Here is a 21,313-nt window from a genome sequence, read left to right on the forward strand (position 1 = left end):
ACACGACACAGAGATTTTTCAGAGAGGGACTGGTTTTTTTCATGCCGAAGATCCTCGAGTTCGACGAGAACGCCCGGCGCGCGCTGGAGCGCGGCGTCGACAAGCTCGCGAACACGGTGAAGGTGACGCTGGGCCCGAAGGGCCGCTACGTCGTCCTGGACAAGAAGTGGGGCGCCCCGACCATCACCAACGACGGTGTGACCGTCGCGCGTGAGGTCGAGCTGGACGACCCGTTCGAGAACCTTGGTGCACAGCTGGCCAAGGAGGTCGCGACCAAGACCAACGACATCGCCGGTGACGGCACCACCACCGCGACGGTGCTGGCGCAGGCGCTGGTGCACGAGGGCCTGCGGGCCGTCGCCGCCGGGGTCAACCCGATGGGCCTCAAGCGCGGTATCGAGGCGGCCGTCGAGGCCGTGTCCGCGCGGCTGGTCGAGACCGCCCGCCCGGTGGACGACAAGGGCGACATGGCCCACGTCGCCACCATCTCCGCCCGGGACGCCGAGATCGGCGCCCTGATCGCGGACGCGTTCGACAAGGTCGGCAAGGACGGTGTGATCACCGTCGAGGAGTCGAACACCTTCGGGACCGAGCTCGAGTTCACCGAGGGTATGCAGTTCGACAAGGGCTACATCTCGCCGTACTTCATCACCGACGCCGAGGCCGGCGAAGCGGTGCTGGAGGACCCGTACATCCTGATCCACCAGGGCAAGATCTCCGCGATCGCGGACCTGCTGCCGCTGCTGGAGAAGGTCGTGCAGTCCGGCAAGACCCTGCTGATCATCGCCGAGGACGTCGAGGCCGAGGCCCTGTCCACCCTCGTGGTGAACAAGATCCGCGGCAACTTCACCTCCGTCGCCGTCAAGGCGCCGGGCTTCGGTGACCGTCGCAAGGCGATGCTGGAGGACCTGGCCGCGCTGACCGGCGCGCAGGTCGTCGCCCCCGAGGTCGGGCTCAAGCTGGACCAGGTCGGGCTGGAGGTGCTCGGTTCGGCGCGCCGGATCGTCGTCTCCAAGGACAACACCACGGTGGTCGAGGGCGCCGGCAAGTCCGACGACATCGACGGCCGGGTGAACCAGATCAAGGCCGAGATCGAGCGCACCGACTCCGACTGGGACCGCGAGAAGCTGCAGGAGCGGCTGGCGAAGCTCGCCGGTGGCGTCTGCGTGATCAAGGTCGGCGCGGCCACCGAGGTCGAGCTCAAGGAGAAGAAGCACCGGATCGAGGACGCTGTGTCCGCGACCCGGGCCGCGATCGAGGAGGGCATCGTCGCCGGTGGCGGCTCCGCTCTCGTGCACGCGGCCGTCGTCCTGGAGAACGGCCTGGACCTGGAGGGTGACGAGCTCGCCGGGGTCCGGATCGTGCGCAAGTCGATCGTCGAGCCGCTGCGGTGGATCGCCGAGAACGGTGGCTACGAGGGCTACGTCGTGACCGCCAAGGTCGCGGAGCTCGAGGTCGGCAGCGGCTTCAACGCCGCCACCGGTGAGTACGGCGACCTGCTGGCGCAGGGCGTCCTGGACCCGGTCAAGGTGACCCGGTCCGCGCTCGCCAACGCCGGCTCGATCGCGGCGCTGCTGCTGACCACCGAGACTCTGGTGGTCGACAAGCCCGAGGAAGAAGAGCCCGCGGCGGCCGGCCACGGCCACGGCCACGGTCACTGACCTCGAGCAGTAAGCAGTAGTTCGACAGCACAGCACCACACAGCACCGCCCGGTAGGTCCCAGGACCAGCCGGGCGGTGCTTGGTCGTTCTGGACCCGTGTACGTGGTGTGCTGTCGCAGACGGCGCGCTGCGGTGGGTGGAATCGTACGCATCGGTAGTGACAGATCGTGATGAATTGGCTGGTGGCAGCCACGAATTGCCACTAGGCAAGAGAAGATGAGAGCCGTACCATCTTTCAGGCTGACCGGTCTTACACGAGGGGGCGAGGGGTGACCGAGGTCCGAGTACCGCACACCCACGACCGGGTCGAGCTCAGGGATCTTGCCGCGCTGGCCGGCGACGGGGACCGCACAGCTCTCAACGACCTGCTCACCAGGGTGCGCGCCGTAGCGCACCGTTACGTACGGTCCCGCTTGTGGACCTATCCCGGCGGCGCCGACATGGTCGACGACGTCGCTCAAGAAGTTTGTGTCGCGGTGTTCGGCGCGCTGAGCCGGTATCGTGACGAGGGGAGGCCTTTCGAGGCTTTCGTCTACGGCATCGCGGCCCGCAAGGTCGCCGATGCCCAGCGTGCGTTCGCGGTGGCCGACGTTTCGACGCCGGACCTGCCGGACGGCGCGGACGAGTCACCGACGCCGGAAGAGCACGCGGTCCGGCATTCGGAGGTCCAGCACATCATGGGGCTGCTGGAGAAGTTGCCGGAGAAGTTGCGGGAGATTCTGCGGCTCAGAGTGGTAGCGGGGATGTCAGCCGAGGAGACCGGCCGGGCACTGGGGATGACACCGGGGGCGGTGAGGGTCGCACAGCATCGGGCGTTGAACACGCTCAGGGGGTATGTGGGGCATGAAGCACGAGGAGCAGGGGAGGGGCATCATGGCTGACCGTTTCGACTTGGACGCGATCGACGCCGATGACGCACTGCTCGATCTGCTGGCTGCTGGTGGGGAGACCGCGAGAACCGCGGGGGAGCACGACCCGGCTGTCGGACTGCTGGCCGAGTTGCGGCTTGCGGTAGAGGTCGAGGATCAGCTTCCGGTCGAGACGATCGACGATCCGGAGAGCTTCCTGGCGCGCTGCGCGGCGCTGAACCCGATCACCGACCCGTTCGCGCGCAAGATCGCGACCCGGGGTCTGGCGCTCGGGGTCGCGGCGGTGGCGGCGCTGTCGGTCTCCGGGGTGGCCGCCGCGGTCAACGGCGACCCGTTGTCGCCGTACGAGAAGGTGATCGAGAAGATGGTCGACGCGGTCCGCCCGCAGACCAGCTTCCCGAAGGAGCAGCTCGACGGCATGTCTGTCGTCGACAAGGCCAAGATCGTCAAGGTCGGCAAGAACTTCAAGCAGGTCCAGCAGCAGAAGGCCGTCCAGGAGGAGCAGCAGGCGCAGCAGGCGCAGGACAAGCCGGATGGGCTGCCGCCGTCGCTCGTGGTGTCCAAGAACTCGCCGGACGTCTTGCAGAAGGCGCTCGTCCCTCAAACCGCGACGGTGACGACGCTGCCGCCGGAGCAGCCGGCCGAGCCGCAGAAGACCGACGACAACAAGCCGACCGACGGTGCGACGCAGCCGCCGGCGGCTGCGCCGACCGACAACCCGACGACCGCGCCGACCACCGCGCCGACGCAGCCGACGGACACGACGACTCCGCCGTCGACCGCGCCGACGGAACCGGTCGACACCGCGCCGCCGACCACCACGCCGACCGACCCGCCGAGTACGCCGGTCAACGGCGAGACCGGCACCGGCGACACCGGCACCGGCACCGGTGACCCGGGGAGTACGACGACCACGCCGCCGACCGACACGGGTGAGGCTCCGGGCAGCGGGACCGACTCGGGTGACGGCAAGGACAACTCCGGCGTACCCGGATCGGACGGTACGGCGACCCCGCCGGCGGCCGACCCAACCGGTACAGATCAGACCGGCGGAGATCAGTCCGGGAAGGACGAGCAGCAGCCGAGCGACGGCACCAGCCAGGATGCACCGGCGAGTGGCGCGCTGCCGGGGCTGGTCGCGGGCCTGCTGGAGCCGATCCTGCCGACGCCGACCGGTGCCCCGGTCGAGCTGGAGAGCGCTCAGCAGTTCTTCGGCAAGGGCGCCGAGGCCGTCGGGAAGCACGGGACCGCGAAGGTGTCCACCGGATCGGTCAAGAAGGTCTACCCGAAGGGCAAGCACTCGAGCGGCCTGTACGCCGAGGGCAAGCACGCCGCGATCGCCCGTACGCACGGCTCGACCGAGGACGCCGACGTGCTGAAGATCCTCGGCGTGGTCAACAAGCCGATCAAGTAATCGACACAGAGTCACCGCCCGTCGCCAGGCAGTCCCGGCGGCGGGCGGTGACTGTGTGATGCCCTGTGTTCGGGAGCACACTGCGGCGCGGATAGAATGGGGTTCCGTGCTCGCCGTACAAAGGTGCTTGTTTTCCCCATGGACATCACACCCGCTGGAGTTCCCGACAAGTTTGCCGCCCTCGGTCTGACCTTCGACGACGTCCTGTTGCAGCCGAACGAGTCCGACGTCATCCCGTCCGAGGCCATCACCCGCTCCAAGGTCAGCCGCAACATCGAGGTGAACATCCCGCTGCTCTCCAGCGCGATGGACACCGTCACCGAGGCGCGGATGGCGATCGCCATGGCCCGTCAGGGCGGCCTCGGCGTCCTCCACCGCAACCTGTCGATCGAGGACCAGGCCCAGCAGGTCGACCTGGTCAAGCGGTCCGAGTCGGGCATGATCGCCCAGCCGATCACGATCGGTCCGGACGCGACCATCGGCGAGGCCGACGCGATGTGCGGGCAGTACCGGATCTCCGGCGTGCCGGTGGTCGACAACGCCGGCGTCCTGGTCGGCATCGTCACCAACCGCGATATGCGCTTCGAGAACGACATGTCCCGCCCGGTCCACGAGGTGATGACCAGGCAGCCGCTGATCACCGGTCGGCAGGGCATCTCGGCCGACGACGCGATGGCACTGCTCAGCAAGCACAAGGTCGAGAAGCTGCCGCTGGTCGACGAGTCCGGCAAGCTGACCGGTCTGATCACGCTGAAGGACTTCGTCAAGCGCGACAAGTTCCCGCTCTCGACCAAGGACGACGGTGGCCGCCTGCGGGTCGGCGCCGCGATCGGCTTCTTCGGTGAGGCCTACAAGCGGGCCATGAGCCTGGTCGAGGCCGGCGTCGACGTCCTGGTCGTGGACACCGCGCACGGACATTCCCAGTCGCAGCTGGAGATCATTCGCAAGCTCAAGGCCGACCCGGCCACCCGCGGTGTCGACATCGTCGGCGGGAACGTGGCGACCCGTGAGGGCGCCCAGGCCCTGGTCGACGCGGGCGCCGACGGCGTCAAGGTCGGCGTCGGACCGGGCTCGATCTGTACGACGCGAGTCGTGTCCGGCGTCGGCGTACCGCAGGTCACCGCGATCTACGAGGCCTCGCTGGCGTGCAAGCCGGCCGGGGTTCCGGTGATCGGGGACGGCGGCCTGCAGTACTCGGGCGACATCGCCAAGGCCCTCGTTGCCGGTGCCGACACCGTGATGCTCGGCTCGCTGCTGGCCGGGTGCGAGGAGTCCCCGGGCGATCTCGTGTTCATCAACGGCAAGCAGTTCAAGGCGTACCGCGGGATGGGCTCGCTCGGGGCGATGCAGTCGACCGGTGGGCTGCGGAAGTCGTACTCCAAGGACCGCTACTTCCAGAGCGACGTCGGCAGCGACGAGAAGCTGATCGCGGAGGGTGTCGAGGGTCAGGTGCCCTACCGTGGCCCGCTGGCCGCCGTTGCGCACCAGCTGATCGGCGGCCTGCGTCAGTCGATGTGGTACACCGGCGCCCGCACGGTCTCGGAGCTCCAGGACAACGGCCGGTTCGTCCGGATCACGTCCGCCGGTCTGCAGGAGTCCCACCCGCACGACATCCAGATGACGGTCGAGGCGCCGAACTACTCCGGTCGCTGACCGACGACGTGCTCGACCCGGACGAGGCCTTCGCGCGGCGGATGTTCGCCGCCGTGCCGGGCCTCCGGGCCGAGATGGACGACTACCAGCGCAGGTACGTCGGGGACTGGGCCGGGCCGCAGTCCGACGCGGAGCAGCTGCTCGGGTTCTTGGTGAAGCTCGCTCACGACTGCCGGCGCCGGAGCGCCGACGAGCGGGTGATGCTGCGCGAGCTCTTCGCGTTCCTGGACTCCGAGCTCGGGCACGACGAAGAGATCGATGCGTTGATCGAGTTCTACTTCGCGGCCTATCTGCCCGAGCCGGCCGACCGGTCCGGGGAGATTCTCGGCCTGCTGGGTCCGGAGCTCTGGGAGGCGAGGTCCCGTCAGCTGCTCGATGACCGGGCGGGTGTGCTGGAGTCGGTTGTCGACTTCGTGTTTCGGCTCGGGGAGGAGCTCCCGGAGCTGCAGGACACGGTCGACAAGCACGTCCAGGGCCGGCACAGCCGGCTGGCGGATCGAGTGCTGGCGGAGATCGCGACCCAGCTGGTCGCCGCCGGTCCGGCGCTCGACGTACTGCCGCTGCTGGAGTTTCTGGAGGCCGAGTACGGCGAGAATCCGGCGATCGACGCCGTGATCGATGTGGCATTCCTGGAACTCCTGCCGGACCCCGGTCAGCCCGGTCGCGCCGTCGTGGATCTCCTAGGCCCCGATCTGCGCGCCCAACGCCTCCGCATGGATCCACCGGCCGAACGGCCGGAGGCCAGCCGGTAACCTGTCCGCATGACGGAGATCGAGATCGGCCGCGCGAAGCGCGGGCGGCAGGCGTACGCGTTCGACGACATCGCGATCGTGCCGTCGCGACGGACGCGGGATCCTGAAGAGGTCTCGGTCGCGTGGCAGATCGATGCGTACCGGTTCGAGCTGCCGATTCTGGCCGCGCCGATGGACTCGGTGATGTCGCCGGCGACGGCGATCGCGATCGGGAAGTCCGGCGGCCTCGGCGTCCTGAACCTCGAGGGCCTGTGGACGCGGTACGAGGACCCGACCGGGCTGCTCGAGGAGATCACCTCGCTCGACAAGGAGCAGGCCACGCACCGGCTGCAGGAGATCTACTCCGCGCCGATCAAGCCCGAGCTGATCTCCCAGCGGGTGCAGGAGATCCGCGACTCCGGTGTCACCGTGGCCGGCGCGCTGTCACCGCAGCGCACCAAGCAGTTCGCCAAGCACGTGGTGGATGCCGGCGTCGACCTCTTCGTCATCCGGGGTACGACGGTGTCGGCCGAGCATGTCTCGGGCCAGGCCGAGCCACTGAACCTGAAGCAGTTCATCTACGACCTCGACGTACCGGTGATCGTCGGTGGGTGCGCGACGCATCAGGCCGCGCTGCACCTGATGCGGACCGGGGCGGCCGGCGTGCTCGTCGGCTTCGGCGGCGGAGCGGCACACACGACCCGAAAGGTGCTCGGCGTCGCGGTGCCGATGGCAAGCGCGGTCGCCGACGTGGCCGCGGCCCGGCGCGACTACATGGACGAGTCCGGCGGTCGGTATGTGCACGTGATCGCGGACGGCTCGGTCGGGCGCTCCGGCGACGTGGCCAAGGCGATCGCCTGTGGCGCGGACGCGGTCATGGTCGGCTCACCGCTGGCCCGCGCGAGCGACGCGCCGGGCGGTGGGTTCCACTGGGGAGCCGAGGCCTGGCATGCGGATCTGCCGCGCGGCGAGCGGGTCGAGGTCGGCGTCACCGGGACCCTCGAGCAGATCCTGTTCGGCCCGTCCTGGGTCCCGGACGGCACGATGAACCTGGTCGGCGCGCTCAAACGCGCGATGGCCACCACCGGCTACACGGAGCTCAAGGAGTTCCAGCGGGTCGAGGTCGTCGTCGGGTGAGCAGGACCGGCGTACTGCTCCTGCATGGATCAAGCGGTGTGCCGGACCTGGACCGTGCCCGGATCCTCCAGGCCGAGGGGTACGACGTACTCGCGCCGCAATGGACCGTGAGCAGCGAGGTCCCGCTGGAGTCGTTCCCGCTGGACAAGCTTGCCGATAGCAACGATCGGCTGGTCGTGATGGGAACCTCCTTCGGCGCCGAGGCGGCGTTGCTGCTGGGCGCGCTCGATGACCGGGTGGACTCCGTGATCGCCTTCGCCCCGAGCGCCTACGTGTGGGCTCGTTTCGGCGAGGGCGGCGTGCAGCGGTCGGCGTGGTCGTGGCGTGGTGAGCCGCTGCCGTTCGTACCGTTCAGCCTCGACTGGCAGGCCGACGACGATCCGCCGAGCTTCACCGGCTGGTACCGCCGCAGCCTCGAGCAGTACCGCGGCCTCGAGCAGTACGACGCGGAGCCGGCCCGGATCCCGGTCGAGCGCATCCGCGGCGAGGTGCTGCTGGTCGCCGGCGGCGACGACAAGGTGTGGCCGGCGGTGGAGTTCGCCGACGAGATCACCCGACGGCGTGGCGAGCTCCCGACCCGGACAGTGAGTCTGGCCGCGGCCGGGCATCGCGTGGTGCTGCCGGGTGAGGAGCCGAAGACCGCCGGGCAGCGGATGGCGCGGGGCGGGACCGAGGCCGCCGACCGTGAATTGGGCGCGCTGGCGTGGGACGACGTGCGTCGAGTCCTCGCGGGTTGAGAGGTTCTGAAAGGATTGGCCCATGGGATTGTTCAGCCGGAACAGCAGCCAGGACACGGACAATGTTGCCCTCGCCGCGGCGCGGGCAACACTCTCCTCCGATGACGTGGATCAGGTGCGCTTCCTGATCACCACCAAGAAGATGATCTTCGCGGTCAAGCTGGTCCGGGACCGAACCGGACTGGACCTGAAGCTCGCCAGAGGCCTGGTCGACGACATCCGCCTCGGCCGCTACGTGCCGCCGACGACCGGGACGCCGGTCGTCCGCCTCCCGGGTGCGAACCTGGCCGAGCGCACCCGCACGCTCAAGGCCGCGGGAGACCTCCACCAGGCGACGGCACTGGTGGTCTCCGAGACCGGCATGACCGAGGCCGAGGCCGGCCTGTTCGTCGGCGCCCTGAAAACGGAGAGCCCCGACCAGACCTAACGACCCCCGAGCTGCAGTTGTTGCGCGGCCTCGTGGGCGTGCTGGGATGCGGTCAGATCCCCGGTCGCAGCGAGCAGGTCGCCGTGGTGGCGGTAGCAGGAGCCGGCCAGGTCGAGCATGGTGGTGTCGTCGTCGGTGAACGGGACCAGTGCGGTCGCGACCTCCGCGCACCAACCGCCCAGGTCGAGCGCCATCTCGGTCCGCCCGGCCTGGTAGTACGCCTGGGAGATGTCGAGCAGCAGCTGCGCCCAGATCGGCGCGTAGGTGCTCACCTCGTATCGCATCCGCTGTGAGTCGCGCTCGGACGAGATCGCGAACAGGTAGTGCGCCTCGAGGCCGAGCGTGAGCGCGCTGTCCGCGTCCTGCAGCAGCAACGGCTTGATCAGCTCGGCCAGCTCCGCCGCCCGGACGGCCGCCGACTCGGGGTCGGTCCGGCCGGACACGGTTGCCAGCGTCATCCCCGGCGCGGGCTCACTCAGCGCCATCAACCGGTAGTACTGCTCGAACGGTCCGAGCTTGATCTCCGCGTTCTCCAGCGCTGTCACCAAGGTCAGCGGCAGACCCCGGTCCAGCTCCTCGGTCACCCGGGCCGCCGTCTCCGCATCGGTGTCGTACGCCGTTCGCAGGCAGGTCTCACCTTCGATCATCCGCCCGACGATGCCGAGGTGTTTGCCCTTGCGTGTCAGCGCGGCGACGAGCGTGCGCATGTCCGTCGCCGAGTCCGAGTCGGCGAGCGTGTCGGCCGTGGTCAGCCCGATCTCGTCGGCTTCGAGCGCGAGGTCGAGCCGGCCCTCGGCCGCGTGGACGTCGGCGGATACGGCAGTCGCCGTACAGAGATAGCGGGCGTACGAGAGTGACTGTGGGCTCTCGTTGATCTGGTCGGCCAGTTGCAGGAACAGTTGGGTCGCCGCGTCGGCGGACGCGACTGCGAGCGCGGGATCGCCGTACCGCCGCAGGATCAGCGCGTTCATCGCGAGCACCCGGGCGAAGTCCGGTTGGTGCTTGATCCCGTCGGCGCTGCCGACCAGCTGACCGTACGCGATCACCGCGCCGTCCATCTCCAGTACGGCGGTCGCACCGTGACCGCGATGGGCCTGGGTCATCGCCCGCCGGGCGCGGACGTCCGCGAGGAAGGAGGTGGCGTCGAGCGCACCGGACTCCTGCAGCTCGGTGTAGCCGAGCTGGGCCTCGTGCAGCTCGGCCAGTGCATCGTCGTACCGGCCCGACGCATTCAGCGAACCGGCCAGCTCGTATCGGGTCGCGGCCAGCAGGTGCTTGGCCTCGTAGTCGTTCGCGCGGGTTTCGGCCCGTTCCCTGGCCAGCTCGATGACGCGTTGCTGGAACGGCCTGGCCTCGGCGGCCCTGCCGTCCTCGATCAGCACCTGGGCTGTCTTCAGCGCCCCGGCGAGCTCGTCGTCAGGAGGCGTAAAGAGCCCCCCGCTGTCCACCATCTCGACGTTCCACCCCTTCGAAGGTTCAGCCGATCAGCTTAGTAGTGAATCTGCCCATCCGTTGAGCGCTGACACGACCCAGTGTTGCCACGACCAACTACTGACATGCCTATTTACCGGCAGGTAGCCTGAGGTCATGAGTGAGCAGACGTCGATTCCTGCGGATCCGGAGCTTGACCCGACGGCGTCGTACGCGACGGACCAGTCGGTGATTCGGCGGTTGTCCGGTCTGCTGCGGGCGACCGCCGGCACGAGGACGTCGTACGCGCCCGCGACTGGTCAGCCGATCGCGGACCTGCCGGTGTCCAGCCCGGAGGACGTCGTCGCCGCGGTTCGTTCGGCCCGCAAGACGCAGCAGAGCTGGCGACGGGTACCGCTTGCCGAGCGCGCGGCGATCCTGCTGCGGTACCACGACCTGGTTCTGGACCACCGGCACGAGCTGGTCGATCTGGTCATCCGCGAGTCGGGCAAGGCGCGCAAACAAGCGTTCGAGGAGGTCGCGCACGTCGCGCTGACCGCTCGGTACTACGGCCGGAAGGCCGCCGAGCTGCTCGAGCCGCAGCGCAAGCTGGGCATGTTCCCGATCCTGACCCGGGCCGAGCAGCGGTTCGTGCCGAAGGGTGTCGTCGGCGTGATCTCGCCGTGGAACTACCCGCTCAGCATGGCGATGGCCGACGGTCTGCCCGCCGTGCTGGCCGGCAACGCGGTTGTGCACAAGCCGGACAGCCAGACTCCGCTGACCGCGCTCCGAGCGATCGAGTTGCTGTACGACGCGGGCCTGCCGAGGGAGGCGTGGCAGCCGGTGAACGGCGACGGCCCGACCGTCGGCGGCGCACTGATCCAGAACGTCGACTACATCTGCTTCACCGGCTCGACCAAGACCGGTCGCCTGGTGGCGAAACAGGCTGGTGAGCGACTGATCGGTGCGAGCCTCGAGCTCGGTGGCAAGAACCCGATGCTCGTCCTCCGGGACGCGGACGTGAGCCGGGCCGCGGAGGGCGCCGTACGGGCGTGCTTCGCCAGCGCCGGCCAGCTGTGCGTCTCGATGGAACGCCTGTACGTCGCGGACCAGGTGTACGACGCGTTCGTGACGGCGTTCGTGGATCGGGTGCAGAAGATCCGGCTGTCCGCGGGGACCGGCTGGGACGTGGACATGGGTTCGCTGATCTCGAAGGCGCAGCTCGACACGGTGACCCGGCACGTGGACGACGCCCGGGCGAAGGGCGCCACCGTGCTCACCGGCGGCAAGGCCCGGCCTGACATCGGTCCGCTGTTCTACGAGCCGACTGTGTTGTCCGGAGTAACACCCGCGATGGAGTGCTTCGACAACGAGACCTTCGGCCCGGTCGTCTCGATCTACCGGTTCTCCGACGAGTCCGAGGCGATTCAGCGCGCGAACGAGGGCGAATACGGCCTGAACGCGAGCGTCTGGACCCGCGACGGCCGCCGCGGTCGTGCGGTCGCCGCACAGTTGGTCGCCGGGACCGTCAACGTCAACGAGGCGTACGCCGCGACGTTCGGCTCGATCGACACCCCGATGGGTGGCATGCGAGCTTCCGGCCTCGGCCGCCGCCAGGGCGTGGAAGGCATCCGCCGGTACGTCGATCCCCAGGCCATCGCCACCCAGCGGGTCCTCCCGATCGCGGCCTCGCACGGGATGTCCGACGAGGCGTACGCCGAGTTCATGACCGGCGCCCTGCGGATCCTGAAGAAGCTGGGCCGGCCGTGACCGCGCTGAATGCCTCGCTGCCGCTCGGCCCGTCATGGGGCTGTGACTCCCGGCCTTCCCTCGTCGCTCCAGTCGCTTCGCTCCCTCCGCTCCTCAGTCCAGGCCGGGAGGCCCCATGACGATGTTCGACTATGACGTCGTCATCGTCGGATCCGGGTTCGGCGGGAGCGTCAGTGCGCTGCGGCTGATCGAGAAGGGGTACAACGTCGCCGTACTCGAGGCCGGCATGCGGTTCGACGACGCCGGGTTCGCCAAGAACTCGTGGGACACCAAGCGGTTTCTGTTCGCGCCGAAGCTTGGGATGTACGGCATCCAGCGGATCAGCGCGCTGCGCGATGTGATCATCCTGTCCGGCGCCGGAGTCGGCGGCGGCAGCCTCGTCTACGCGAACACGCTCTACGAGCCGCCGGCCGCGTTCTACGCCGACAAGCAGTGGGCGCACATCACCGACTGGAAAGACGAGCTCGCGCCGCACTACGACCAGGCCAAGCGCATGCTCGGCGTCACCACGTACCCGGGGTTCACGCCCGCGGACCGGGTGATGAAGCAGGTCGCGGACGATCTGGGGGTCGGGGACACGTTCCACCCGACCCCGGTCGGGGTGTTCTTCGGTGAGCCGGGGGTTGAGGTCGAGGACCCGTTCTTCGGGGGTGTCGGCCCTCGTCGTACCGGATGTATCGACTGCGGCGAGTGCATGACCGGCTGCCGGCACAACGCGAAGAACACCCTGACCAAGAACTACCTCTATCTGGCCGAGCAGGCCGGCGCCCAGGTCTACTCGATGACCACGGTGACCTCGGTCGAGGCTCTGCCGGACGGCGGGTACGCCGTTGACACCCGGCGTACGTCGAATCGCAAGAGCACGCGTCGCTTCACCGCACAGCAGGTCGTGTTCGCGGCCTCGGCCCTCGGTACGGCGAAGCTCCTGCATCGGCTCCGGGACGAGGGCAAACTGCCGCGGCTGTCCGACCGGCTGGGCGTCCTGACCCGGACCAACTCGGAGTCGTTGCTGGGGGCAATCGCGAAGGACCGGGACGTCGACTACAGCCGTGGGGTCGCGATCACGTCGTCGTTCCACCCCGACGACATCACGCACATCGAGCCGGTCCGGTACGGCAAGGGCAGCAACGTGATGTCGCTGCTGCAGACCGTGCTGACCGATGGCGACGGCGACAAGCCGCGGTGGCGGACCTGGCTGCGCGAGCTCGGGGTGCAACGCAAGAGCATCCGGAAGCTGTACGACCTGAAGCACTGGTCCGAGCGGACCGTGATCGCGCTGGTGATGCAGACCGCGGACAACTCGATCACCACGTTCGGTAAGCGGGACCGACTCGGTCGCTGGCGCCTGACCTCGAAACAGGGCCACGGTGCCCCGAACCCCTCGTGGATCCCGGTAGCGAACCAGGTGGTCCGCCGGATGGCGAAGCTGATGAACGGGACCCCGGGCGGCACGATCGGCGAGCCGTTCAACGTGCCGATGACGGCCCACTTCATCGGCGGGTGCGCGATCGGCGACTCGCCCGCGTCGGGGGTCGTGGATCCGTACCACCGGGTCTACGGGTACGAGGGGCTGCACATCCTGGACGGGTCGACGATCTCCGCGAACCTCGGGGTGAACCCCTCGCTGACGATCACGGCCCAGGCGGAGCGGGCCTTGGCGTTCTGGCCGAACAAGGGTGCGTCCGACGGTCGACCGGCTGTCGGATCGGCCTACGAGCGCGTCCAGCCGGTCAAGCCCGACCACCCGGTGGTGCCGGCAGATGCTCCCGGCGCCTTACGCCTGCCAATCTGGCCGAAGCAGTCTGTGACGAAACCGTAACGCAATGACAATACTTTGAGCATTGGTCTTTGGAAATGAAAGAGCCTCATCAGTAGGTGTTACTGGTGAGGTTTCTGTGAATGACAAAAGGCCTGAACTGTGATTAACAGTCAGGCCTTAAAAGGGAGCAGGTCCCTCGGGAACGTTTCCGCCCAAATCGTTTCCCGAGGGACCCACTCAAGCCGGGGTGAGGCGCCCGGCGCTTTGGGATCGGGTCACCAACCATGGCTGGCGACCCGAGCTCTTGGTAACTACCTTACATCCGATTTCCAGAGGTTCGAGGCTTTCAGAGTGGTTGTGACCACTCTGCGTGCTGATCGTAATGTCCAGCAATTCTTGCTCTGGGTAACCGGGTGGCGGTCTTCCTTGCGGTAACCGCCTCTGCACACATCAACGAGCCCATCTACGGGGGGTTACGAGGTTGGCTGGAAAAGTCTGAAAACTTTCCGGCCGGGTGCGGAGCGTTGCTGAGGCACCTCGCGCCCGGGTGTTTCAAAGTGATGCCCGCCGCAGCCGTCGCGGGCACGCCTGTCCTAGGGTGTGCCTGGCGACTCCCCGCCTACTGCGCGGCACTCGGCACGGCACCTCGCGCACCTGCTCGCTACGTCGCGGAGCCGCCAGGCACGCCCTTGCTGTGAGCCGACCGTTCGATGAGGCAGGAGAACCATGAGCGACATCCTGGACGTGGCACGTGAGCAGGTTCTGGAACAGGGCGTCGGGCTGAGCCAGGAACAACTGGTCGAGGTGCTTCGATCGCAGGACGAGCTGCTGCCCGAGTTGCTCGCGCTCGCGCACGACGTCCGGGTCAAGTGGTGTGGCGAGGAGGTCGAGGTCGAGGGGATCATCTCGCTCAAGACCGGCGGCTGCCCGGAGGACTGTCACTTCTGCTCGCAGTCCGGCCAGTTCACCTCGCCGGTCCGCGCGGTCTGGCTGAACATCCCCGAGCTGGTCGAGGCGGCCAAGGAGACCGCGAAGACCGGCGCGACCGAGTTCTGCATCGTCGCTGCCGTCCGTGGTCCCGACGCGCGGCTGATGTCGCAGGTGAAGGCCGGCATCGAGGCGATCAACGCCGAGGTCGACATCAACATCGCCTGCTCGCTCGGCATGCTCACCCAGGAGCAGGTCGACGAGCTCAAGGCGATGGGCGTGCACCGCTACAACCACAACCTCGAGTCCGCGCGCTCGTACTTCGGCGACGTCGTCACCACCCACTCCTTCGAGGAGCGCTGGGACACCTGCCAGATGATCCGCGACTCGGGCATGGAGCTGTGCTGCGGCGGCCTGGTCGGCATGGGTGAGTCCCTCGAGCAGCGCGCCGAGCTCGCCGCCCAACTGGCTGAGCTCGACCCACACGAGGTCCCGCTGAACTTCCTGAACCCCCGCCCCGGTACGCCGTTCGGCGACATGGAGATCATGGCCGGCAAGGACGCGCTGCGCACGATCGCGGCGTTCCGGCTCGCGATGCCGCGCACGGTCCTGCGGTACGCCGGGGGCCGCGAGCTGACCCTTGGTGATCTCGGGACCCGCGAGGGCCTGCTCGGTGGCATCAATGCCGTGATCGTCGGCAACTACCTGACCACCCTCGGCCGCCCGGCCACGGCCGACCTCGACCTCCTGGCCGAGCTGAAGATGCCGGTGAAGGAACTCCAGAAGACGCTATGACCACAGTGCTCTACTGCGGCCACTGCGGCCGCGAGACCGCCGAGGGAGACCACAGTGCCTGCCACCAGGCGCTCGTGCTGGAGCCGCCGCGGTACTGCGATCAGTGCCGCCGCCGGATGGTCGTCCAGGTGCATCCGATGGGCTGGATCGCGCGATGCTCCGTCCACGGCGAGGTCTCGTCCTGATGAGCATGCTGGCGCGTGACGCCGAGTTGCTCTGGCATCCGTACTCGTCGCTGACCGAGCCGTCGCCGGTGCGGATGGTCCGGGGTGCTTCCGGCGTACGGCTGCAGTTGGAGGACGAGGCCGGCCGGGCCGTCGAGGCGATCGACGCGATGGCGTCGTGGTGGTGCATGATCCACGGCTACCGCCATCCCGTGCTGGACGCGGCGGTGAAGAGTCAGGTGGACTCGTTCAGTCACGTGATGTTTGGTGGGCTGACTCACGAGCCGGCGATCCAGCTGGCGTCGCGGTTAGTCTCGATCACACCTGCTGGCTTGGAGCATGTGTTCTTCTGTGACTCCGGATCGGTGTCCGTCGAGGTCGCGATCAAGCTGGCGTTGCAGTACCAAGTTGCCCGGGGCATCAATGGCCGGACTCGGATGTTGACTGTCCGCGGTGGGTACCACGGGGATACGTTCGCGCCGATGAGCGTGTGCGACCCGGTGAACGGGATGCATTCGCTGTTCACCGGGGCCCTGCAGGAGCAGGTGTTCGGGCCCCAGCCGCCCAGTGGGTTCGATCGCGCGGATGACGACGCCGAGTTCCTCGCCTGGGCCTCGGCGATGTCCTCGCTGGCCGACGAGCATGCCGCTGAGATCGCCGGCGTCATCGTGGAGCCGATCCTGCAGGGCGCGGGCGGGATGTATCCCTACAGCCCGGCGTGTTTGCGCGTGCTGCGGGAGCTCGCCGATCGGCACGGATTCCTGCTGATCCTGGACGAGATCGCCACCGGCTTCGGCCGTACCGGCACGCTCTTCGCCTCCGAACACGCGGACGTCCAGCCCGACATCCTCTGTGTGGGCAAGGCTCTGACCGGCGGCTATCTGAGCCTGGCCGCGATGTTGTGTACGACGGACGTCGCCAGGACCGTGTCGAATGGGCCAGGCGGCGCGCTCATGCACGGGCCTACGTTCATGGCCAATCCGCTCGCGTGTTCGGTCGCTCTCGCGTCGATCGAGCTGCTGTTGTCGCAGGACTGGGCCGGTCGCGTTGCCGCGATCTCTGCTGGGTTGTCTGCTGGTCTGGCTCCCGCGGCCGAGTTGCCCGTGGTGAAGGATGTGCGGGTGCTTGGTGCGGTTGGCGTCGTACAACTTGGTGGGCCGGTCGATCTGCCGCGGATGACCGAGGCTGCGCTGCGGCGCGGGGTGTGGGTGCGGCCGTTCCGCGATCTCGTGTACACGATGCCGCCGTACGTCTGCACCCCTGACGACATCGCCACCATCACCGCCGGGATCGTCGGCGCGATCGAGGAGGCCGGCTGATGCTCTCCGACTGGCTCGCCCCGAAAGCCGCCGCGCTGGAGGCCCGCGGGCTGACTCGCCAGCTGCGGGCTCGTGTGGCTGACGACGAGTTGATAGACCTGGCCGGCAACGATTACCTCGGTCTGTCTCGCGACCCGCGAGTGATCTCGGCCGCCGCTGATGCCCTGCGGGTCTGGGGCACCGGCTCCACCGCTTCCCGCTTGGTCACCGGTACGACGGCACTCCACGAGGAACTCGAGTCAGCGCTGGCCGCGTATGTCGGGCAGGAATCCGGGCTCGTGTTTTCCTCTGGCTACCTCGCAAACCTCGGTGTTGTCACGGCCCTCGGCGGGCCAGGAACGCTTCTGGTCTCCGACGAGCACGTGCACGCGTCGCTGGTAGATGCTTGCCGGCTCTCCCGATCTCGGGTGGAAGTCGTTCCCCACAATGACGTTGACGCTGTCGAGAAGGCCCTTGCCGAACGCAACGAGCCGCACGCCGTGGTGATGACCGAGTCCGTCTTCAGCGTCCTCAGCGACGAAGCACCGCTGGCTGCACTGGCTGCTTTGGCTGCCGAGCACGACGCTCTCCTGCTGGTCGACGAGGCGCATGGGCTCGGGGTCACTGGCGGTGGGCGCGGGTCGGTGTGGGCCGCCGGGTTGGCCGGTCTCGACCACGTGGTCGTCACCATGACGTTGTCCAAGGCAATGGCCTCCCAAGGCGGAGTGGTGCTGGGTCCGCAGATTTTGGGCGACCACCTCATCAATCGCTCTCGCCCATTCATCTACGACACCGGCCTCAACCCGGCCGCCTGCGCTGCAGCCCTCGCAGCCCTCCAGGTGTTGAAAGACGAGCCCACCCGCCCAGCCGCCATCCACCAAATCACCGCCCGCCTCGCAGCAGCCTGCAACGCAGCGCTCGCGGTCGCTGCCGACCCGGCAGCGCTGCGGGCCGCCCCAGCGGTCACGCCTGGCGTCGGACCTGTCGTTTCGGTCCCCATGCCCGGACCACGCGAGGCTGTTGAGGCGGCTGAGTTTTGTTTGGCTGCGGGCGTTCGCGTCGGCAGTTTCCGGCCGCCTTCAGTCCCGGATGGGATCAGTCGCCTTCGGCTGACCGCGCACGCGGGTCTGTCCGACGCTGACCTGGACCGCGCCTGCGCGGTGATCGTCGACGCGATCGGCCGAGTCTCATGATCATCATCGTCACGGGGACCGACACCGGGGTCGGGAAGACGATCGCCACGGCGGCACTCGCAGTACGGGCCGGCGGCAACGTGGCGGTCGTGAAGCCTGCGCAGACTGGCGTTACCGCGGACGAGCCGGGTGATCTGGCCGATGTCCGGCGATTGACCGGGGTCACTGACCTGCATGAAGGGATTCGGCTGCGGGATCCGTTGGCGCCCACTACCGCGGCCCGGCGGGAAGGGGTGCCGTTGCCTTCGGTGCAGTCGCAGGCGAAGGTGATCGATGATCTGGCTCGGGATCATGACACTGTGCTGGTCGAAGGAGCCGGTGGGTTGCTGGTCGGATTGGATGCTGAGGGCAACAATCTGGCGGATCTGGCGGCGTGCTTGAGTACGCCATTCGACATTGTGGTGGTGGCGCGGGCGGGGCTCGGTACGTTGAATCACACCGGGCTGACGGTCGAGGCGCTGCGGCGGCGGGGGCTGCCGATTCAAGGGCTGGTGATCGGGTCTTGGCCGACCGAGCCGGATCTGGCCGAGCGGTGCAATCTGGAGGATCTGCCGGAGCTGACCGGGGTGCCGGTGATCGGCCGGATTCCGGCGGGGGCCGGGTTGCTGGGGCGCGAGGCGTTTGTCGGGGCGGCGCCGGGCTGGTTCGGGTGACCGGCTGCCCGGCCCGGTACGACGCGGAGCTCGGGTATTGGGTGGTTGACGATCCATCGCTGGCGCGGGAGGTGCTGCTCGATCCGGAGACGTTTCGGCCCGACAACGCCGTACTGGCGCACACCCCCTTGTCGGTGAAGGCGTTGCGGGTGTTGTCGGCAGTGGGGTTCGCGTTGCCGCCGACGTTGGCGAACAACGCGGGGGAGTCGCACCGGCCGATCCGGGCTGCGGTGGCGCGGTTCTTCAGCCCGGCTCGGGTCGCGGCAGTCTCGGAGCTGACGCGGGAGCTGCTTGCTGAGCGGGTGGCGGCGGTTCCGGCTGGCCCGGTTGATCTGGTGCAGGCGATTGCTGCGGAGCCGCCGGCGTTGGTGTTGTTGGAGCTGCTCGGGTTGACGGGCGTCGACGTACCGGCGTTGAAGGCTTGGAGTCTGCACTCGCTGGAGCTGTTCTGGGGGTGGCCGTCCGAGGATCGGCAGTTGGAGCTCGCGCACAGTGCGGCCGAGTTCTATGCGTGGCTTCGTTCTCGTACGACGGATGCCCGGCAGACTCCGGGGGACGACTTGTTCGGGGTGCTCGTCGGGTTGGGGCTCAGCGACGAGGAAGTGTGTGCCGTTGGCTACTTCCTGCTGATCGCCGGTCAGGAGACCACCACGCAGCTCATCTCCGCCGCATTCCATCGGACGCTGGGCCGAACCTTCGACGCAGCCGAGGTGGTTGAGGAGGTGCTGCGGGAGAGCTCTTCGGTGCCCACCTGGCGCCGGGTTGCTTGTCGGGCTGCCGTGGTGGGCGGGGTCGAATTGCCGGCCGGGGCTCCGGTGTTGCTCGGGCTTTCCGGGCATGGTGGGCCGGCCGATCTGGCGTTCGGGATCGGGATCCACCGGTGCCTCGGGGCTGGGTTGGCGCGGATGGAGACCCGGGTTGCGCTGGAGTGCGCCGCTGACCTGCTGAGCGTCGTACGACTGGTCGAAGAGCCGCCGATGATTGACCTGTTGTCGTTCCGGGCGCCGAAGCGGCTGGTGGTTACGGCTTCGTCCTGAGCGTCGCGGTGACTGGCGGACGGTGCCACCGGTGGGCCCTCTGCGTCGGTGCTGGTGAGCCGCACCGATACGCTTTACGGGTGACTGAGCATGAGTTGGTTCTCGTTGTCGACTTCGGGGCGCAGTACGCGCAGCTGATCGCGCGCCGGGTCCGCGAGGCCAAGGTGTACTCCGAGATCGTGCCGCACTCGATGCCGGTCGAGGAGATGCTGGCCAAGGGGCCGAAGGCGATCATCCTGTCCGGCGGGCCGCAGTCGGTGTACGCCGAGGGCGCGCCGCGGGTCGAGTCGGGGCTGTTCGAGGCCGGGGTTCCGGCGTTCGGGATCTGCTACGGCTTCCAGGCGATGGCGCAGACGCTCGGTGGCGACGTACGGCGGACCGGGCTCCGTGAGTTCGGTCGGACGCCGGTGACTGTGAGTTCAGCGGGGACGCTGCTGGCGGGGATCCCTTCTGATCTCAGCGTGTGGATGTCCCACGGTGACGCGGTCCAGGCTCCGCCTGCGGGGTTCGCCGTACTCGCGGCGTCCGAAGGCGCTCCCGTGGCTGCGTTCGAAGACCTGGACCGGCGGTTGGCCGGTGTGCAGTGGCACCCGGAGGTCCTGCATTCGCAGGCCGGGCAGGCTGTGCTCGAGCACTTCCTTTACGACATCGCCGGGTGCACAGGCGACTGGACCACGACGAACGTCGTCGACGAGCAGGTCGAGCTCATCCGGCAGCAGGTCGGCGACAAGCAGGTGCTGTGCGCGCTGTCCGGCGGCGTCGACTCCGCGGTCGCGGCGGCCCTGGTCAGCAAGGCGATCGGCGACCAGCTCACTTGTGTGTACGTCGACCACGGTCTGCAGCGGGCCGGTGAGTCCGACCAGATCGAGAAGGACTTCGTTGCCGCCACCGGGACCCGGCTGGAGGTTGTCGACGCGGAGGACCAGTTCCTCGGCGCGCTGGCCGGGGTGACCGAGCCGGAGCAGAAACGCAAGATCGTCGGGCGCGAGTTCATCCGCACCTTCGAGGCGACCGCGCGCAAGCTCGACGCCGACCGGCACATCGAGTTCCTGGTCCAGGGCACGCTGTACCCCGACGTCGTCGAGTCCGGCGGCGGCGCCGGCACGTCGAACATCAAGTCCCACCACAACGTCGGCGGCCTCCCCGACGACCTGCAGTTCTCGCTGATCGAGCCGCTGCGCACACTCTTCAAGGACGAGGTCCGCGAGCTGGGCATCGCCCTCGGTCTGCCCGAGACGCTGGTCTACCGGCACCCGTTCCCCGGGCCGGGCCTGAGCATCCGGATCATCGGCGAGGTCACCCGCGAACGCCTCGACATCCTCCGCGCCGCCGACCTGATCGCCCGCACCGAGCTGACCGCAGCCGGTCTGGACCGCGACATCTGGCAGTTCCCCGTCGTCCTCCTGGCCGACGTCCGCTCGGTCGGAGTCCAAGGCGACGGCCGCACGTACGGGCACCCGGTCGTCCTCCGCCCGGTCACCAGCGAAGACGCGATGACCGCCGACTGGGCCCGCCTCCCGTACGACGTCCTCGAACGCATCTCCACCCGCATCACCAACGAGGTCGACGAAATCAACCGGGTCACCCTGGACATCACCAGCAAGCCGCCGGGGACCATCGAGTGGGAGTAGTCCCTTCCCACGCGGGCTACGCAGACAGAGCGACCGCGTCGCTCGC

General features: G+C 68.3%; 18 protein-coding genes. 17 read left to right on the forward strand and 1 reads right to left on the reverse strand.

Features of this window, described 5'->3' with window-relative positions:
• Positions 1 to 41: 41 nt before the first annotated feature.
• The 8 genes from groL to ACWF4Z_RS33525 all read left to right on the forward strand — a co-directional run bounded on the left by groL (position 42) and on the right by ACWF4Z_RS33525 (position 8,630).
• Positions 42 to 1,661 (forward strand): chaperonin GroEL, encoded by a 1,620-nt coding sequence (gene groL, locus ACWF4Z_RS33490; RefSeq protein WP_452247204.1) that lies wholly within the window; start codon positions 42 to 44, stop codon positions 1,659 to 1,661.
• A 270-nt stretch (positions 1,662 to 1,931) separates the two neighbouring features.
• On the forward strand, positions 1,932 to 2,543 hold the full coding sequence (gene shbA / locus ACWF4Z_RS33495; RefSeq protein WP_452247205.1) for an RNA polymerase sigma factor ShbA: 612 nt from the start codon (positions 1,932 to 1,934) through the stop codon (positions 2,541 to 2,543).
• The gene (locus ACWF4Z_RS33500) at positions 2,536 to 3,945 is read left to right on the forward strand and encodes a hypothetical protein (protein WP_452247206.1); all 1,410 of its coding nucleotides are present in this window, start codon (positions 2,536 to 2,538) and stop codon (positions 3,943 to 3,945) included. Before shbA ends, ACWF4Z_RS33500 begins: the two co-directional genes overlap by 8 nt.
• A 138-nt stretch (positions 3,946 to 4,083) precedes the next feature.
• Positions 4,084 to 5,598, forward strand: coding sequence for an IMP dehydrogenase (guaB, locus tag ACWF4Z_RS33505; protein WP_452247207.1), 1,515 nt, complete (start codon positions 4,084 to 4,086; stop codon positions 5,596 to 5,598).
• A gap of 8 nt (positions 5,599 to 5,606) precedes the next feature.
• The gene (locus tag ACWF4Z_RS33510; protein WP_452247208.1) at positions 5,607 to 6,350 is read left to right on the forward strand and encodes a hypothetical protein; all 744 of its coding nucleotides are present in this window, start codon (positions 5,607 to 5,609) and stop codon (positions 6,348 to 6,350) included.
• A 9-nt stretch (positions 6,351 to 6,359) separates the two neighbouring features.
• Positions 6,360 to 7,466, forward strand: coding sequence for a GuaB3 family IMP dehydrogenase-related protein (locus ACWF4Z_RS33515; protein WP_452247209.1), 1,107 nt, complete (start codon positions 6,360 to 6,362; stop codon positions 7,464 to 7,466).
• On the forward strand, positions 7,463 to 8,203 hold the full coding sequence (locus ACWF4Z_RS33520; protein ID WP_452247210.1) for an acyl-CoA thioester hydrolase/BAAT C-terminal domain-containing protein: 741 nt from the start codon (positions 7,463 to 7,465) through the stop codon (positions 8,201 to 8,203). The genes ACWF4Z_RS33515 and ACWF4Z_RS33520 overlap by 4 nt, the downstream gene beginning before the upstream one ends.
• Positions 8,204 to 8,225: 22 nt before the next feature.
• Entirely contained in the window at positions 8,226 to 8,630 is a 405-nt protein-coding gene (locus ACWF4Z_RS33525; protein ID WP_452247211.1) for a hypothetical protein, read from the forward strand.
• Here the strand turns inward: ACWF4Z_RS33525 and ACWF4Z_RS33530 are convergent.
• Complete coding sequence (locus tag ACWF4Z_RS33530; RefSeq protein WP_452247212.1) at positions 8,627 to 10,081, reverse strand: hypothetical protein; 1,455 nt, start codon at positions 10,079 to 10,081, stop codon at positions 8,627 to 8,629. The genes ACWF4Z_RS33525 and ACWF4Z_RS33530 overlap by 4 nt on opposite strands.
• A gap of 136 nt (positions 10,082 to 10,217) precedes the next feature.
• On the opposite strand from ACWF4Z_RS33530, the gene ACWF4Z_RS33535 reads away from it, so the two are divergent.
• The 9 genes from ACWF4Z_RS33535 (at position 10,218) to guaA (ending at position 21,267) form a co-directional block, all read left to right on the forward strand.
• Entirely contained in the window at positions 10,218 to 11,810 is a 1,593-nt protein-coding gene (locus tag ACWF4Z_RS33535; RefSeq protein WP_452247213.1) for a succinic semialdehyde dehydrogenase, read from the forward strand.
• A 115-nt stretch (positions 11,811 to 11,925) separates the two neighbouring features.
• On the forward strand, positions 11,926 to 13,629 hold the full coding sequence (locus ACWF4Z_RS33540) for an FAD-dependent oxidoreductase (protein WP_452247214.1): 1,704 nt from the start codon (positions 11,926 to 11,928) through the stop codon (positions 13,627 to 13,629).
• A gap of 666 nt (positions 13,630 to 14,295) precedes the next feature.
• Positions 14,296 to 15,291 carry a biotin synthase BioB gene (gene bioB / locus ACWF4Z_RS33545; protein WP_452247215.1) on the forward strand — a complete coding sequence of 332 codons (996 nt, stop codon included), beginning with the start codon at positions 14,296 to 14,298 and terminating at the stop codon, positions 15,289 to 15,291.
• The gene (gene bsaP / locus ACWF4Z_RS33550) at positions 15,288 to 15,476 is read left to right on the forward strand and encodes a biotin synthase auxiliary protein BsaP (RefSeq protein WP_452247216.1); all 189 of its coding nucleotides are present in this window, start codon (positions 15,288 to 15,290) and stop codon (positions 15,474 to 15,476) included. Before bioB ends, bsaP begins: the two co-directional genes overlap by 4 nt.
• A complete protein-coding gene (locus tag ACWF4Z_RS33555; protein WP_452247217.1) occupies positions 15,476 to 16,774 on the forward strand; it encodes an adenosylmethionine--8-amino-7-oxononanoate transaminase in 1,299 nt (432 codons plus the stop codon). Before bsaP ends, ACWF4Z_RS33555 begins: the two co-directional genes overlap by 1 nt.
• Positions 16,774 to 17,946 carry an 8-amino-7-oxononanoate synthase gene (locus tag ACWF4Z_RS33560; RefSeq protein ID WP_452247218.1) on the forward strand — a complete coding sequence of 391 codons (1,173 nt, stop codon included), beginning with the start codon at positions 16,774 to 16,776 and terminating at the stop codon, positions 17,944 to 17,946. The genes ACWF4Z_RS33555 and ACWF4Z_RS33560 overlap by 1 nt, the downstream gene beginning before the upstream one ends.
• Entirely contained in the window at positions 17,943 to 18,599 is a 657-nt protein-coding gene (gene bioD, locus ACWF4Z_RS33565; RefSeq protein ID WP_452247219.1) for a dethiobiotin synthase, read from the forward strand. Before ACWF4Z_RS33560 ends, bioD begins: the two co-directional genes overlap by 4 nt.
• Positions 18,596 to 19,636, forward strand: coding sequence for a cytochrome P450 (locus ACWF4Z_RS33570; RefSeq protein WP_452247220.1), 1,041 nt, complete (start codon positions 18,596 to 18,598; stop codon positions 19,634 to 19,636). The genes bioD and ACWF4Z_RS33570 overlap by 4 nt, the downstream gene beginning before the upstream one ends.
• An 80-nt stretch (positions 19,637 to 19,716) precedes the next feature.
• On the forward strand, positions 19,717 to 21,267 hold the full coding sequence (gene guaA, locus ACWF4Z_RS33575) for a glutamine-hydrolyzing GMP synthase (protein WP_452247221.1): 1,551 nt from the start codon (positions 19,717 to 19,719) through the stop codon (positions 21,265 to 21,267).
• Positions 21,268 to 21,313 lie beyond the last annotated feature (46 nt).

The sequence above is a fragment of the Kribbella sp. NPDC055071 genome (assembly GCF_053608045.1).

Bases quoted from the DNA above. Each gene is read 5' to 3' on its own strand.
- bioB (WP_452247215.1), top strand. From the start codon at position 14,296: ATGAGCGACATCCTGGACGTGGCACGTGAGCAGGTTCTGGAACAGGGC.
- ACWF4Z_RS33530 (WP_452247212.1), bottom strand. From the start codon at position 10,081: ATGGTGGACAGCGGGGGGCTCTTTACGCCTCCTGACGACGAGCTCGCC.
- ACWF4Z_RS33500 (WP_452247206.1), top strand. From the start codon at position 2,536: ATGGCTGACCGTTTCGACTTGGACGCGATCGACGCCGATGACGCACTG.
- ACWF4Z_RS33540 (WP_452247214.1), top strand. From the start codon at position 11,926: ATGACGATGTTCGACTATGACGTCGTCATCGTCGGATCCGGGTTCGGC.
- ACWF4Z_RS33560 (WP_452247218.1), top strand. From the start codon at position 16,774: ATGCTCTCCGACTGGCTCGCCCCGAAAGCCGCCGCGCTGGAGGCCCGC.
- ACWF4Z_RS33535 (WP_452247213.1), top strand. From the start codon at position 10,218: ATGAGTGAGCAGACGTCGATTCCTGCGGATCCGGAGCTTGACCCGACG.
- groL (WP_452247204.1), top strand. From the start codon at position 42: ATGCCGAAGATCCTCGAGTTCGACGAGAACGCCCGGCGCGCGCTGGAG.
- guaB (WP_452247207.1), top strand. From the start codon at position 4,084: ATGGACATCACACCCGCTGGAGTTCCCGACAAGTTTGCCGCCCTCGGT.
- ACWF4Z_RS33515 (WP_452247209.1), top strand. From the start codon at position 6,360: ATGACGGAGATCGAGATCGGCCGCGCGAAGCGCGGGCGGCAGGCGTAC.
- bioD (WP_452247219.1), top strand. From the start codon at position 17,943: ATGATCATCATCGTCACGGGGACCGACACCGGGGTCGGGAAGACGATC.
- ACWF4Z_RS33525 (WP_452247211.1), top strand. From the start codon at position 8,226: ATGGGATTGTTCAGCCGGAACAGCAGCCAGGACACGGACAATGTTGCC.
- ACWF4Z_RS33555 (WP_452247217.1), top strand. From the start codon at position 15,476: ATGAGCATGCTGGCGCGTGACGCCGAGTTGCTCTGGCATCCGTACTCG.
- bsaP (WP_452247216.1), top strand. From the start codon at position 15,288: ATGACCACAGTGCTCTACTGCGGCCACTGCGGCCGCGAGACCGCCGAG.